The 13,649-nt window shown below is 44.9% G+C and carries 13 protein-coding genes; 1 reads left to right on the forward strand and 12 read right to left on the reverse strand.

Translation table 11 applies throughout. The features are described 5' to 3' along the window. On the reverse strand, positions 1-232 hold a 232-nt coding region (locus tag A8805_RS22335; protein WP_207657691.1), incomplete at its 3' end, for a hypothetical protein. On the opposite strand from A8805_RS22335, the gene A8805_RS10215 reads away from it, so the two are divergent. Continuing rightward, positions 225-716, forward strand: coding sequence for a DUF6128 domain-containing protein (locus A8805_RS10215; protein ID WP_207657692.1), 492 nt, complete (start codon positions 225-227; stop codon positions 714-716). The two genes, A8805_RS22335 and A8805_RS10215, sit on opposite strands and share 8 nt — an antisense overlap. Positions 717-845: 129 nt before the next feature. Here A8805_RS10215 and surE read toward each other — a convergent pair whose 3' ends face one another. From surE to A8805_RS10280, 11 genes are all read right to left on the reverse strand, one after another. Next, positions 846-1,619 carry a 5'/3'-nucleotidase SurE gene (gene surE / locus A8805_RS10220; protein ID WP_109710750.1) on the reverse strand — a complete coding sequence of 258 codons (774 nt, stop codon included), beginning with the start codon at positions 1,617-1,619 and terminating at the stop codon, positions 846-848. A gap of 33 nt (positions 1,620-1,652) precedes the next feature. After that, positions 1,653-3,083 (reverse strand): FGGY-family carbohydrate kinase, encoded by a 1,431-nt coding sequence (locus tag A8805_RS10225; RefSeq protein WP_109710752.1) that lies wholly within the window; start codon positions 3,081-3,083, stop codon positions 1,653-1,655. Positions 3,084-3,143: 60 nt separating this feature from the next. Then, a complete protein-coding gene (locus tag A8805_RS10230) occupies positions 3,144-3,929 on the reverse strand; it encodes an SDR family oxidoreductase (RefSeq protein WP_109710754.1) in 786 nt (261 codons plus the stop codon). A 296-nt stretch (positions 3,930-4,225) separates the two neighbouring features. Further along, the gene (locus A8805_RS10240; protein ID WP_109710760.1) at positions 4,226-4,801 is read right to left on the reverse strand and encodes a glycerol-3-phosphate responsive antiterminator; all 576 of its coding nucleotides are present in this window, start codon (positions 4,799-4,801) and stop codon (positions 4,226-4,228) included. A gap of 6 nt (positions 4,802-4,807) precedes the next feature. Beyond that, the gene (locus tag A8805_RS10245) at positions 4,808-6,466 is read right to left on the reverse strand and encodes a BCCT family transporter (protein ID WP_109710762.1); all 1,659 of its coding nucleotides are present in this window, start codon (positions 6,464-6,466) and stop codon (positions 4,808-4,810) included. Then, positions 6,421-6,945 (reverse strand): hypothetical protein, encoded by a 525-nt coding sequence (locus tag A8805_RS10250; RefSeq protein WP_109710764.1) that lies wholly within the window; start codon positions 6,943-6,945, stop codon positions 6,421-6,423. The genes A8805_RS10245 and A8805_RS10250 overlap by 46 nt, the downstream gene beginning before the upstream one ends. Continuing rightward, a complete protein-coding gene (locus A8805_RS10255) occupies positions 6,920-7,939 on the reverse strand; it encodes an electron transfer flavoprotein subunit alpha/FixB family protein (protein ID WP_109710767.1) in 1,020 nt (339 codons plus the stop codon). The genes A8805_RS10250 and A8805_RS10255 overlap by 26 nt, the downstream gene beginning before the upstream one ends. 74 nt (positions 7,940-8,013) lie before the next feature. Then, positions 8,014-8,802 carry an electron transfer flavoprotein subunit beta/FixA family protein gene (locus A8805_RS10260; protein ID WP_109710769.1) on the reverse strand — a complete coding sequence of 263 codons (789 nt, stop codon included), beginning with the start codon at positions 8,800-8,802 and terminating at the stop codon, positions 8,014-8,016. Continuing rightward, positions 8,799-10,241 carry an FAD-binding oxidoreductase gene (locus A8805_RS10265; RefSeq protein WP_109710771.1) on the reverse strand — a complete coding sequence of 481 codons (1,443 nt, stop codon included), beginning with the start codon at positions 10,239-10,241 and terminating at the stop codon, positions 8,799-8,801. The genes A8805_RS10260 and A8805_RS10265 overlap by 4 nt, the downstream gene beginning before the upstream one ends. A 61-nt stretch (positions 10,242-10,302) precedes the next feature. Then, positions 10,303-12,147 (reverse strand): FAD-binding protein, encoded by a 1,845-nt coding sequence (locus A8805_RS22570; RefSeq protein ID WP_242992332.1) that lies wholly within the window; start codon positions 12,145-12,147, stop codon positions 10,303-10,305. A gap of 4 nt (positions 12,148-12,151) precedes the next feature. After that, complete coding sequence (locus tag A8805_RS10280) at positions 12,152-13,609, reverse strand: FAD-binding oxidoreductase (protein WP_109710774.1); 1,458 nt, start codon at positions 13,607-13,609, stop codon at positions 12,152-12,154. Between the last annotated feature and the right edge of the window lie 40 nt (positions 13,610-13,649).

Genomic DNA, 13,649 nt, shown 5'->3' on the forward strand with positions numbered 1-13,649 from the left:
CGCCAGTCACCGGACCCGGAACTCCACCAGACATGAACAATCGGGTGTCGCCAGTCACCGGACCCGGAACTCCACCAAACATAAACAATGGGGCATCAACAGCTACTGGAACCGGAAGGCGCTGGAACATGGACACTGGGGGGCAACCAGTCACTGGACCCGGATGGAACCCGCGCATGGAAATGGAGACACAGCCAGTCCCAGAGCCTGAAGAACAGCCACTTATGGACATTGGAGTGCCTCCGGTCACAGAAATTGAAGAGCAGTCAGCGATAAGTGCCGAGGAGCTGCGGGATACTATGGAAGAATGCATTACCGGAGTGTCATACAAAACAGGGATGCCACGTGGTTCAGCGCCTGGTACAGTATCACAGACAAACATAGATTCCACTGAGAAGGCTCAGACTAAGAATTCAGAAAATGTGCGCAAAATCCAGCGCTCCGAACTTTCTGTTCTTCCACGCAGGTATTGGAATATTGCCAACAACAGCTTTTTGATGCATGGATACCATAATTATCATCATTTGATGCTTGTAGAGTCAGATGGCCATTATTGGATTGGAGTGCCCGGCGTTTATACTCCACGGGAAGCACGGGCTGCGGAATTGTTCGGATTTCCACAGTTTACCAAATCCCACGTAGAACACCTTAATCTCACCTCGGATGAAAGAGATGAAAGCGATAACTTTGGACACTGGTGCCGGTATATGATGTAGGCATTGGAATAATTATATGAGTAAAAAATGGATAGCTCCCTCTGCAAAAGAGAGAACTATCCATTTTCCCGCTTAAAGGAAGAAGCTGCCCATCCTTTTATTATTTCCCTTCATTCAAAATGAAGAAACTTACATTTCTACAGACATTACGATATTAACCGGGGTAACTGATGCAATTTTATCCACATACACCGCGTAAATATCACTATTCTTCTCCAGAGTATCCTCATCTACCCAAAGATGGGATTTCAGCAGAAACGGCTGTCCTAATTCCCTTTTTTCAGGCTTGATAAATTGAAAATAATTCTGGCGGCTCTGCGTAGTTATACGGTATTCTCCCCTTTTTGCAGGTCTGGCGGGGACGTTAATATTTAAAATATCTACATCCTTTGGCATACCCTGCTGAAGAACCCGGGAAGTCCATGTACGGAGCACCTCTATGGATGCACCCCAGTCGGTGTCCTGAAACTCATTGGAACGCTGTATTTGCAGGTCAGCCTCCAAAGACACCGCAATTGCAGGTACCTGATGGCTCACCGCCTCTAATGCCGCACCAAAGGTGCCGCTGCATGTCAGCACAGTTCCAAGATTCTCTCCATAGTTTATGCCGCTGATGCAAAGGTCCGGCTTCCTTTCCGCTAACTCTAATATGCCATGCGCCGCTGCGAAGGCCGGAGAGCCGTGGACACTATAACCCTTCACGCTGCGTCCCCTTACTGACATTTCCACTTCTTCTATTATCCCGGTATCCTCTGTCCTTGGAAATGCACGTCCCATCCCCGTCTGCTGGGTATGGGGTGCAGATATAACCACATCTGCCAGATCCGCCACCGCTTCTGCGGCTGCGGCAAGACCGGGAGAGAGGATTCCGTCATCATTAGTAATTAAAATCATCGGTTTCATACACTCACCTCACAGGAGAGGCCGAAAGCCTTATCAATGAAAGAGTTCGTAAGATTTTCTCAGTATATCATCTGTATGACTCGTTATATCCGTATATACCGGCAGCATCTTTGCATAAAATTCTACTCTCTCAGCATTTGGCTCGAAGCTGTCTTTAATTCTTACCATATTTGCAACCGCTTCGTCAAAACTGTCATAGATTCCTGTAGCCACTGCCGCGCAGATTGCTGAACCAAGACCTGCCGCTCCATTCACTTCATTGCGTACAGTCTGCACATCAAATACATCTGCAAATATCTGCATAAACAAATCACTGTTGGAACCGCCTCCGGTAATAATAATCTTATCCAGATTTACCCCCAGCTCTCCGCACATATCATCCAGATGCTTCTTCATTGTCAGTGCAACTGCTTCAAGGATAGAACGGTAAATATGGCCTCTTGTGTGCCTTCCGTCAAATCCAATCATGATACCTTTCTTGTACATGGCATCCACAGGTGCCAGCCAATCCAATACTGTCATCAGCCCGTCTGAGCCTACGGGAACCTTTTCAGCTTCCTCACTGAGCAGCTCTTCTGCAGATAACCCTTTCTCTTTTGCAGCCTTTATATAACTGTCACCAAGAATATCCCGGAACCAGCTGATGGTCCACATTCCTCTGCGGATTCCGTTGCTGTCATACAAATACTTATTCGGTACACAGGAGAACTTAGGCCATACACTTTTTGTATTTCTTAAGAACTCTTTCCCTTCCATCATGGCTGCGGTATAAGTTCCAAGAGAAATACATGCGGTAGTATCTCCCATACATCCTGTTCCAAGACCCTCTACTGCTTTATCATTGGAAGTTGCTACAACCGGCAGCCCTTCTGGAAATCCGGTAGCCTTTGCAGCTTCTTTCGTCACATGCCCAAGTATACCCCCCGGCATTACCAGGTCAAAAAGCATCTCTTTAGGCATTCCGGTAGACTCATAAGCAGCCGGGTCGTCTGACCAGTTCCATTTGTCAACATCGATGGGCCATACACCTTCATAGTTCGCTACCGTATCCTTAAATTCTCCTGTCAGACGGTGTGTAATATAACCGGAAGATGCAACAATATATTTGACGTCCGGGTTCGTATGCTCATAAGGCTTTGCTACACGGACATCCATCCAGCTCAAAGCCGGCTGTGCCAGTGTTCCGTCTGCTTTCAGATAAGCTCTGCAATAGCGGATGGTACACAGGCCGATGCCTACGATATCCTTTACATTACCTTTAAAATTAGCTATGCACTTCTTTGAAGCCTCACAGATTGCATCCCACCAGTCATCATCCGGGTGCTCTACAAGCCCAGGCTCCGGCAGATTATATGGTTTTAATGCATGTCTTCCTTCACATACAATATTGCCCCTCGTGTCAAATATAAGAATCTTGGCACTTTGGGAACCTTCATCAACTCCGATGATATATTTCTCACTCATAGGTCCAAACCTCTTTCTTTTCTGTTTTTCTAAGTCTGATCAGGCGAAACGGTGCACCTATTATCTTACAAGATATCCGCCGTCAACCACTAATAAAGTTCCATTTACATAGTCAGCCGCATGGCTTGCAAGAAATACCGTTGCTCCCATGAGGTCCTGTCTCTGTCCCCAGCGGTCCGCCGGAATATGATCTTTAATCTTGTTATACTTTTCATCATTTGCGCTTCCTGTTCCGGAAGTCATTGCTGTCTGGAAATAACCAGGAGCAATACCATTTACAGTGATTCCATACTTGCCAAGCTCGTCTGCATATGCCTTTGTAAGCCCCATGAGCCCTGCTTTCATAGCTGCATATGCCGGAGATCCAAGTCCGCCGAGGAAGGAGAACAGAGAACAAATGTTGATGATTTTTCCGCTTCGCTGAGGAATCATGTATTTTGCAACTGCATGGCTCAAATCAAAAGCGCCTGTCAGATTGATTGCAATCATCGGATCCCATTCTTTTCTTCCAAACTCAAGTACATCCGCAATATTGCAGATACCTGCGCAGTTTACCAGAATGTCAATCTGTCCATAAGTTTCCACGCACTTTTCAGCAATCTGATCGCACACGCCGTCCTGTGTTAAATCACCTTGCATAAATGTATATTTTACTCCACAGTCCTCAATTAATTTCTGTGTTGTTCCGTCATCATCTACAAATGCAAACGCAAAGATATTTGCTCCTGCCTTCGCAAGTGCCAGTGCAAATGCCTGTCCCAGTCCACTGTTTCCACCCGTTACAATTGCATTTTTCCCTTTCAGTGAAAAGAAATCCATTGAAAAATCATTAATATCAAAGCTCATTTTTTCTACCTCCGTATACTTTTTATATTATGTTCAAAAAAGCTTCCCACATTCCGTCTAATTCACAAAATGTGTTTTTAAAGGACAAAAAAAGAGCAACTTTTACACGCATACTGCGTGTAAAAGTTACTCTCTCTTCCGCTCTTTTAGTAACTATAGCCATTATAAATCTCACAATACTGTTTGTCAATATCGTGATTATAGTTAAAATCACACCCTCGTTTTTGTCTATATTGTATACTTAGCGTTACTGTTCAGACCGTGCCGTGCACCCGCAGGGTGTGAACTGTAACTACTTAACAATCCCACATTTCCCGGTTCGTGGTAGACACCGCAAAAGCACCTGCTTTCAGTGCCCCCATAACATCTTCTTTATCCAAAATCAATCCGCTGGCCACCACTGGTTTATCAATTTCTTCCAGGAGATATTTTATGACCTTAGGAAGTCCCGCAGGGAGAAATTCAACTACATCCGGGTTACAGCTTTTTACATGCTTTACAATATTGGCGTAGGTTAGGGCATCCATCATATAAAACCTCTGTATCGTAAACATACCCAGTTCATTGGCACGTTTAATCAACGCTGGTTTCATACTGATAATCCCATCGGCCTTCGTATATTTCTTTATAAAGTCTACGCTGATTTCCTTAGAGGAAAGTCCTACAATCAAGTCCACATGTACAACCGCCATTTTCCCCATAGATTTTACACTATCCACAATATCTGCAATCGTACAGATATCCCCGTAAATGATATAAACAATCCCGCACTCTGCTTCTTTACAGTGGGCAAGCCACTCATCATTTTTCGCCGCCGGGATTACCGGAGAGACCTCTGTCGCTTCCATAAAATATTCCTTGGTCAATGCCATTCGCTATTACTCCTTTTCCATTGGTAGCTGCGGTACCTCAATGGGACGTCCGCTGCTGTCATAATCTTCTTTGTGTACATCATATTTTCGGGGATTTATTCCGATTTTCCATAAACCGATAATCATAATAATTACCAGAAACATGTTTGGAAATCCACCAAGATTTGAGGCAGCCTTAATTCCGTCAATTCCAGCGAAACTAATTAGTACCCATGTCATCACCGCAATGGAAGCTCCCCAGACAATCTTAAGCCATGGCCATGCTTCCTGCTCATCTTCACTAATACCGTCCGTACATAATCCGGCCATAGCGTTTGTATTGGAATCGGCCCCCGCTACAAAGGATATAAATACAATAAAGAGGTAAAATGGAATTAAAATAACTGCCAGCGGCAATTGGTCAAATACAACGTAGACCACTGCCTCTGCACCTTTGTCTAATAATGTATCATATAACCCGACTCCATTCAACTCATAATAGATGGAAGCGGTAGCAAAAAGTCCAATCCAGATTGTACTGAAGATTGCCGGGATTACAAGATTACATTTAATTGCATCCCTGACGGTATAACCTTTTAATATTTTCCCCAAAAATACAGCCGTAACTGGTGTCCATGCCAGCCAGTTGCACCAATAGAAGATAGGCCAGCTTTTCGCCCAGCTGTCCTGGAATACATCCCCCGTCATAAGGCTCATGTTAAAGAAATCCCGGAAATATGCTCCCAAAGATTCTGTTGTGAAATTCAGCATAAATGCGGTTGGCCCGAATACCACCAGGAATACAATTAATACCATATATACTTTTGCATTTATGTTCGAAAGCATACGGATTCCATTCATAACCCCTGAAATACTGGATATAACAAAAGAGGTTACAATTACCGCAATAATAATTCCCCATGCTAAAGGTGCACTCGGAATTCCGAACATATTTTCAAGTCCTCCCCCGATGGTCAGGGTTCCCGTTCCCAGAGATGCCGCCATTCCCGCAACAAGTGCAAAAAGGCAGATTACATCCACAATAGTATTATACCGCTTTACCTTCGATCCAAATACAGGGACAAGTGCAGAGCCCATAGAATACGGCAAATTCATATTATAAAACACAAACGCAAATAACACCGTCGCTACCGTGTAAATTGCACAGGGAGTCCATGTCCATTCCAAAAACATTGTCTTCATGGCAAAGATTGCAGAACCCGCAGAACCTGCCTGGACCCCTTCTTCCACAGCCGGAGCATACATATGGTACATCGGTTCCGCACATGCCCAAAATAAAATTCCGGCTGCAATGGTTGTACAAAGTGTAATCCATGCCAGGTCCCAAAACTTCATCATCGGTTTTGCCTTATTTCCCCCGATTCTAACCTTTCCAAGAGGGGAAAACCATATAAATATAATCGTAACTACACACGCAAGAGCGGTCAGATTAAATGCCCACGCAAAATTATTCAAAATCCAGCCAGTCACGGCATCCATACCCGCCAAAAAAACATCCCCATTCACCATGCTTACAATAACCATAGCTATCAGAAGCAGCCAGGGAGGAAAAAAAACACCTTTCCTTAACGTCAGCTTTACAGTTTTTTCATTTGCCCCATTCACCTCATTTGTCTCCGTCACTGCACTCTCTCCCTTCTCAACACTATATTTATAAAGCTGCATTTATGTTTTGCCGCTATGCTCTTCAATTCTTTCTGCTGCGTATCTGTTATGACCCTTTTCGGAATTGTAAATACATCCCGGTCAACCCGTATGACACAGACATGCTCAGAACTCAGGAACAGAAGTTTCCTGCCTGCCAGCTTTATATTCTCTTTCCCGTCCCCCGGTATAATAGATGTGTCTGTAATTTTGAGCCTGTACTCCCCCTGCTGCCCTGCCATTTTCTTCGCTTTTCTTTTCCTTATATACCGAATCCCATAAGTCATATACAAAAGCATCCCAATGATAATCAACAGAAGCAGAAAAAGAAACACTTGGTCCGGACTCCTTATAAACCCAATTAAAACAACCACTCCGATGATACTAATCACCCAAAGGTTTATCCTGCTAAACGCCCCTTCCCGTTTCCAGTCTAAATCCAGCAGTGCCTCTTCTATTTCTTCCTGTGTTAATTTATATCTGAATTCCAGTGAAATCATCACCTTTCTGCGTTTTCAGCCGCTCAATCAGTTCAGGAACAATTTCATACAAATCACCGCACACCGGATAATGAGCTATCTCAAATATTCTGGCAGTTGGATCTTCGTTAATTGCAATGATATTCTTTGTCTGCTTCATCCCTGCCATGAACTGTACTGTACCCGATACTCCGCATGTTATCATGTACTGGGGACTGACCGCATTCCCTGACAATCCAATCTGCTCCTGAGGAGACATCCATCCCTTCTCAACCAGCGCTCTGCTGGATGCCAGTTTGCCGCCAAGAAGCTCTGAGAGTTCACGCAGCATTTCAAGGTCTTCCTTCTTCCTGACTCCCCTTCCTGCCACAACCAGTATGTTCTGCTCCGTAATGCTGTCACCGCCCTCTGCCTCTTTTACCTCCAGGACTTTGAATCTCTCGTCCGTCAAGTTTACCAGTTCCCTTACTATCACCGGCTCGCGGAGGCTGTCTTCAAAAACAGGTTCCATAACCCCGGGCCTTACTGTGGCAAACTGAGGTCTGCTGTGAGCGGTTACGATGCTTGCCATCACATTTCCCCCAAATGCGGGCCTTATCTGTATCAAATTACCTTCTGTATCTATTTCAAGAGATGTACAGTCTGCCGTAAGTCCACTTTCAAAAGCTACTGCCAGTCTGGGGGCAAGTGCTCTCCCCTCATAAGTACCTCCGATAAGGACGATGGACGGTTTTAGCTTCTCTATACACCCGGCTATTATCTTTTCATAAACAATAGGAGTGTATTCATCCTCTGTTTCATATAAATACAATTTCTCAAGTGGGCATCCGGCCAGCTGAGAGGGAATATCATCCAGCCCGCTGCCTGCCGCCACTGCATAAACAGCCGCCCCCAGCTCCTCTGCAAGGCGCGATGCCTCACCAATCAGTTCACGCCCTACCGGATGCACTTTTTCCTTTCTGCATTCCACATACACGAGGATTCCGGACCACTCCCCGATGTTTGACTTTCTCATATCCGTTCCCCTTTCTATCAAGCATAAAGTTTTATCACAGTTCAGCCGTAAGTTCAAGCACCCTTCCCTTTACATCACGAAAGATTTGCATGGCCTAACTGTGATAAAATATATTCTGCCGCTCCGGCCCCGTCAAGAGTCACTGGTTCCTGCTGTTTTGTCCGCGGCGGCGGAAAGATTTTGCGTACTCTTGTAGCAGATCCGGACAGTCCATAACGTTCCTTGTCCTTATCTTCTAAATCCTCCATCGTCAGCACATGTATTTCCTTTTTCTTCCCGCTGATCTTCAGCTTCAGGGAAGGCATTCTGGGCACAAAAGAATCCTTTTCCACCGATACCAGGCAGGGTAAACTTACACTGGCTGTAACCATCCGGTTTTCCATACTGTACCTGACCTTCATGTCTGCATTGGAAATATCCATAATCTCCGTCGTCCAGTTTACATGTGGAAGATTCATCCATCTCGCAAGCCCTCCGCTTACCTGAGCTGTATCTCCATCTGTCGTCTGTTTTCCGCACAAAATAAGGTCGTAATCCCCGGCAGCCCTGATAGACTGCATTAAGGTGTAAGAAGTGGCAAGCACATCTGCCCCGGCAAATGCTTTATCACAAATAAGCCAGCCCTCATCTGCACCCATGGCAAATGCTTCCCGCAGGACATTCTCTGCTTTTGCAGGCCCCATGGTAAAGACATGGACGCTGGCTCCTTTGCTGTCTTTTATTTTCAATGCAGCTTCCAGAGCGGACAAATCATATACGTTCACAATAGCTTCCAGGCCGGCCCTCAGGAGCACTCCCGTCTCAGGGTCCATATTTCCCTCGGAAACTGCCGGCACCTGTTTCATGCAAACTGCAATTTTCATACCCCACCTGCCTTTTCCGGAAAAATATTCCCTCTGTTCCACATATTTTCCTTGTCAAACTCTGCCTTCAATTCCCGGCATACCCCTGTATATTCTTCGGATATCAGGTCACCCAATATTCTCTGCTTTAACTTTCCTACTCCGTGCTCTCCAATTACCTCTCCCTGCTGTTCCTTAACTTCTGCTGCCCATTTACGGATTAACAGGATTCCCTTTTCATAATCTTCATAGCAATCCGGCAATATATTAACATGAAGATGATTCTCCAGCGCATGTCCAAATATGCAGCCTTTTAAGCCTGCAGCAGATAACTCATTTTGAAAGTTTTCAAGAACACGGGAAAACGGAATGTCTGGAACTGCCATGTCCGTACCCAGTTTTGTAATCCGCTTATCTTCCCTGCGGACCGCCTCGATATAAAGATTGGCGGTTTCTGCTGCACCGTGCCGGAAGGCATGAAGTTTTTCCACATCAAGCTCTCCGGATACGGCCCACGCCTCATCTGGATCACTGTTGGCAACCATCGCTGATTCCATCAGGGATTCTGCCAGCACTTCAATGCCCTCTTCCTCACCGTGAAGCTCTATATACACCATACCTGCCCGGTTTTCATCGACATCAGGCAGCTCTTTAATTTTGGTCATGGTGCTTTTATGAGACTCAATCAGATTTATCGTCTCTCTGTCCATATATTCCACTGCTGCCACAGAAGCATTTTCACCCTTGGGAAGTTCCTGTTTTAAAATATCCACAAACTTTCCGGCGTCTTCAATCTCCTCAAAGAAGAAGGCAATGCCCCACACACTTTCATGTTTCGGTATCAATTTTAAGGTCAGCTCACTGATGACCCCGGTAATGCCTTCCTTTCCCAATACCGCATCCAGCATTTCCATCGTTTTTCCAGAACTAAGTGTAAGCTTTTGTCCTCTCTCAATGACATGAATCTTTCCCCCGCTGTCAATCATTCGTAACGCTTCAATATAATCCTGGCTGGGTCCATAAAGCAGACGGCTGATTCCCTGGGCATTTGTAGCCACAATTCCGCCCACTGCAGCTGAACTCTCTGTTGGATCAGGAGGCCAAAACAGCGGGTTTTTCCGGAACCTTGCGCTAATTTCCTTTTTCAGGTCCATAAGATTGATTCCTGGTTCTACAATAATCCGCCCGGTTCCATCCTCCAAAAGGTAACTGTCCTTTACCTTGTTCATATGGGAAAGGTTCATAATATGCCCGCCCTCCGGAATGGATGAGCCTGTGATGCCCGTTTTGCCGCCCTGGATTGTAACCGGCACGTGCTCTTTTGCAAGCTCTCCGATGACTTCCTGTATCTCTTCTTCATTCTCAGGAAAAGAAATACTTTGTGCATAACCGGAAAACTTGGCTTCATCAATGACATATTCTTCATACTGTTCTTTCATCGGATAAATCAGTTGTCTCATAAGTTGTACTCCCTGTCGTTTAATCGTTACTGTTTACATGCAAGCCTGTAAACAGTAACGTTTAATCCTCTGCCAGTGCTCTGACTGCCTTCATCACAGATTCAAAATCTTCCGCCACCGCAACATCAGCTTTTTTCATAATCGGTGCCTTTTCATCTGTGTTTATAGCCACGATAAATTTGCTCTTTTCAATACCTGCAAAAAATGCGGCCGCACCGGATACTCCTGCCGTAATGCAGATTTCCGGCTGTATCATTGCGCCTGACACACCAATTAGTTTATTCATAGGAGCCCATGCATTCATGGCTGCCGGACGGCTGACTCCCAATTCTCCGCCCAGCACCTTTGCCGTCTCCTCCAAAAACTTTACACGCTCTTTATTTTTTGCACCTCTTCCGGCTGCTATCACAACTTTGGCACTTTCCAGTCCTCCTGTCGTCTCCTCCTCACAGGTTTCTCTGGAAACCACAAAATCATTTCCGGCCAGGCATGGAATTTCTTTTAAGATACAAAAGCTTTTTTCTTCTGCTGCCTTACGCTCCATTCCCTTTGCCAAAGAAATGCAGTATGGTCCCTTTTTCATCTGGAAGGTGCCTTCCATATGGTTGGAATATACCATTTTTCTGACCGTCAGCTGCTCTTTGGCTTCCAAAGCATGCACTGCCGTAACGGAGCTTCCTTTTGTTCTTTCAGCCATTCTCACTGCCAGCTCTGTTCCGCCAAAGCCACTTCCAAAAATATACAGGTCATCCTCTGTGGCTTCCTGGCACAAGCCTTCCAGTACCGCTTCCGGGGAATAGTCCTGTGCACTTAAAATAACTGCATTTTCCGCTATGCAAAGGGATTCCGCTTCTACCTCCGGAGCCGCTTTACTTAAGATATACGCTTCCCCTTCTTCAACCCCCTCCAGAAATGCTTCTCTAAAGGCATTCATCTCTTCCATCTGGCGGTGCACGTCTTTGGAATACCTGTCAATCACAAAATGAAATTTCATCTCTTTGCGAGATGAAGCCTCCGGCGGATTACAGAGACGCGCTGATGCATGTGTCATACCTGGCATTACTCGCGCCTCGCAGCAAGTACGCCGAGGCGTACTTGATAGATTCTCAAGCCTCCCTTTCAGATATGTCTCATACAGTACTCGTGCCTTATCCTCCGGGGTATCTCCTGTAATTATCACCGTATCTCTTTTGCTGTCCTTAGGTTCCAATCCCACAAGTTCCACATTTTGCTGCGTTTCTGCCAGTTCAAGTTTTTCTGAAATAATATGTTCGATGGGCTTCTTTCCAAGTTTCATTTTTTCTTTCAGGGTGGGTACTCTCAGGTAAGAGCATGTTGCATTTCCCACTGCAAATACGCAGGGCAATTTTATAACCTGAGTCACCGTTTTCCCATCTTCCTGGCTGAAAACTTTTACATGCTCCTCATCTACAGGAAAAAGATCTGTCACCTGGGTAATACAGGGCCAGTTTAGTCTTTCTGCGAGGAGTAAGGGTGTCTTCATATTACTTCCATCAGAACTTTGTGTCCCCATCACAATCAAATCCTGAGGGGCACTTTCTGTAACATAATCTGCAATCACCTCTGCGATGACTTCAGGACAGAAACTGATATTTTCTTCGGCCTCTACCCGCACTGCATGTGCAAATCTCAGTGCATATAGTGTTTTCAAAAAATTTTCATGCTGGCGCCTGCCCACTGTCAATGCATTCAATTCATAAACGACATCAAAGCCTTCTGATAAATCAGAAAGCTTTAACATCATTTCCAGTGCTCCTTCGTCAAAACAGTTCCACAATAACTTTCCATAACTGGTGTCCACCTGAAGCTGGTCATCTGCTATCCAGTCTTCCTCAGCAATCAAGTCTAAGTCTGGAACTATCTTAAAACAACCTAATACTTTCATAAGCCTATTTCCTGAGCGGAATCAGTGTTCCCATGTTCATGATACCATTAGGGTCAAATGCTTGTTTCAGCGTTTTGAGCATGTAATAGGAAGAACCGTATTCCTGTGTTACATATTTTGCTCTTGCTTTTCCAAGTCCGTGGTGGTGAACAATAGACCCGCCGTATTTAATAACCTGCTCGCAGATAATCTGATTGATTCTGTCATGATATTTATTAATTTCTTCTTCTGGTGCACAGTCCACAATATTGTAGTAATATACAAAGTACATATTTGTGCCATTGATGTAGCTGTGCGAAGAATGTCCGCCCATCAGAGTCATATCCGGTACTTCTTCCAGAATTCTGTCACAGGCTGTTCTATAAATTTCGTAGATATTATCCCAGCTTCCGGATACTTCTGTTGTGATACCGATGTTATGAGTTGCTCTGATTTCTTCCATTTCCTCTGCAATCTCTTCCGGTCCCCAGTTCAGCCCGCTGTACCATTTTTCAATGAGCGTTGGATCTATTTCTTCAAGCTCCGGATGTTTGGACATCATTTCTTTGATTCCTGCCTCCATAGCCGGAGTAATATTTGCCGGTCCTTCTGCCATCCAAATCAGGATTGCCTTGCCGTCTTCCAGCCATGAACTGAAATGCTGCTGTGCATCTGCCGCATCATAAAGTCTTGCAAAAGATGGTTTGTATCCTGCAACCATAACTTCACGCAGGCAGTCAAATCCAAGTTTCATCTGGTCATCATCCAGCTTATATCCGATGTATCTGTTATTTTCCGGCATCCATTTAAATAATTTTAATGTCACTTCTGTGATGAAGCACAAAGCACCCTCATTTCCACAGATAATGTGTCTGATGTCTGGTCCTGCCGCACGTCTTGGTACGTTTTTGATTTTACAGATTTTTCCGTTAGGGAATACGGCTTCCAGACCTACAATCATATCTTCGATTCCACCATATAAAGTAGAGAACTGTCCGATACTTCTTGTTGCAACCAGACCGCCCATCTGTGCCAGAGGTTTAGACTGAGGAGAATGGCCTGTTGTATATCCTCTCTCTCTTAACATATCATCCAGCTCCTGAAGAGGAACTCCGCACTCACATGTAACCTGCATGTTATACTCGTCCACCTTAATTACCTTATTCATAGTGGATCCGTCAAGGACTATAGAATCTTTCAGTGAAGTCTCTAATCCGCCCTCAATTGCAGACTGCCCTGTTCTTGGTACTACATTAATTTCGTTTTCATTGGCAAACATAAGTACTTCAGATACCTCTTGGGCACTCTTTACATATACGACTGCTGCCGGGATTGGCTGTGTGTACACTTGACATGCCTGCTCATATTTTCTGTACCGGTCGAGGCTGCTTTCTTTTAGTACCTGTTCGTCCGTTACTACCTGTTCTTTTCCCAGGATTTTTACCAATCCTTCTACGATTTGCTCTCTTGAAATAATTGCCATGATACTGGGCTCCTTTCACTTTTCCACATTTTCTTTGATA

It is taken from the genome of Faecalicatena contorta (assembly GCF_003149105.1).
Taxonomy (GTDB): Bacteria; Bacillota; Clostridia; order Lachnospirales; family Lachnospiraceae; genus Muricomes; species Muricomes contortus_C.

What these genes read in the sequence shown, in the direction of transcription:
- A8805_RS10215 (WP_207657692.1), top strand. Translation starts at nt 225, where the DNA reads ATGGACATTGGAGTGCCTCCGGTCACAGAAATTGAAGAGCAGTCAGCG.
- surE (WP_109710750.1), bottom strand. Translation starts at nt 1,619, where the DNA reads ATGAAACCGATGATTTTAATTACTAATGATGACGGAATCCTCTCTCCC.
- A8805_RS10225 (WP_109710752.1), bottom strand. Translation starts at nt 3,083, where the DNA reads ATGAGTGAGAAATATATCATCGGAGTTGATGAAGGTTCCCAAAGTGCC.
- A8805_RS10230 (WP_109710754.1), bottom strand. Translation starts at nt 3,929, where the DNA reads ATGAGCTTTGATATTAATGATTTTTCAATGGATTTCTTTTCACTGAAA.
- A8805_RS10240 (WP_109710760.1), bottom strand. Translation starts at nt 4,801, where the DNA reads ATGGCATTGACCAAGGAATATTTTATGGAAGCGACAGAGGTCTCTCCG.
- A8805_RS10245 (WP_109710762.1), bottom strand. Translation starts at nt 6,466, where the DNA reads ATGCAGCTTTATAAATATAGTGTTGAGAAGGGAGAGAGTGCAGTGACG.
- A8805_RS10250 (WP_109710764.1), bottom strand. Translation starts at nt 6,945, where the DNA reads ATGATTTCACTGGAATTCAGATATAAATTAACACAGGAAGAAATAGAA.
- A8805_RS10255 (WP_109710767.1), bottom strand. Translation starts at nt 7,939, where the DNA reads ATGAGAAAGTCAAACATCGGGGAGTGGTCCGGAATCCTCGTGTATGTG.
- A8805_RS10260 (WP_109710769.1), bottom strand. Translation starts at nt 8,802, where the DNA reads ATGAAAATTGCAGTTTGCATGAAACAGGTGCCGGCAGTTTCCGAGGGA.
- A8805_RS10265 (WP_109710771.1), bottom strand. Translation starts at nt 10,241, where the DNA reads ATGAGACAACTGATTTATCCGATGAAAGAACAGTATGAAGAATATGTC.
- A8805_RS22570 (WP_242992332.1), bottom strand. Translation starts at nt 12,147, where the DNA reads ATGAAAGTATTAGGTTGTTTTAAGATAGTTCCAGACTTAGACTTGATT.
- A8805_RS10280 (WP_109710774.1), bottom strand. Translation starts at nt 13,609, where the DNA reads ATGGCAATTATTTCAAGAGAGCAAATCGTAGAAGGATTGGTAAAAATC.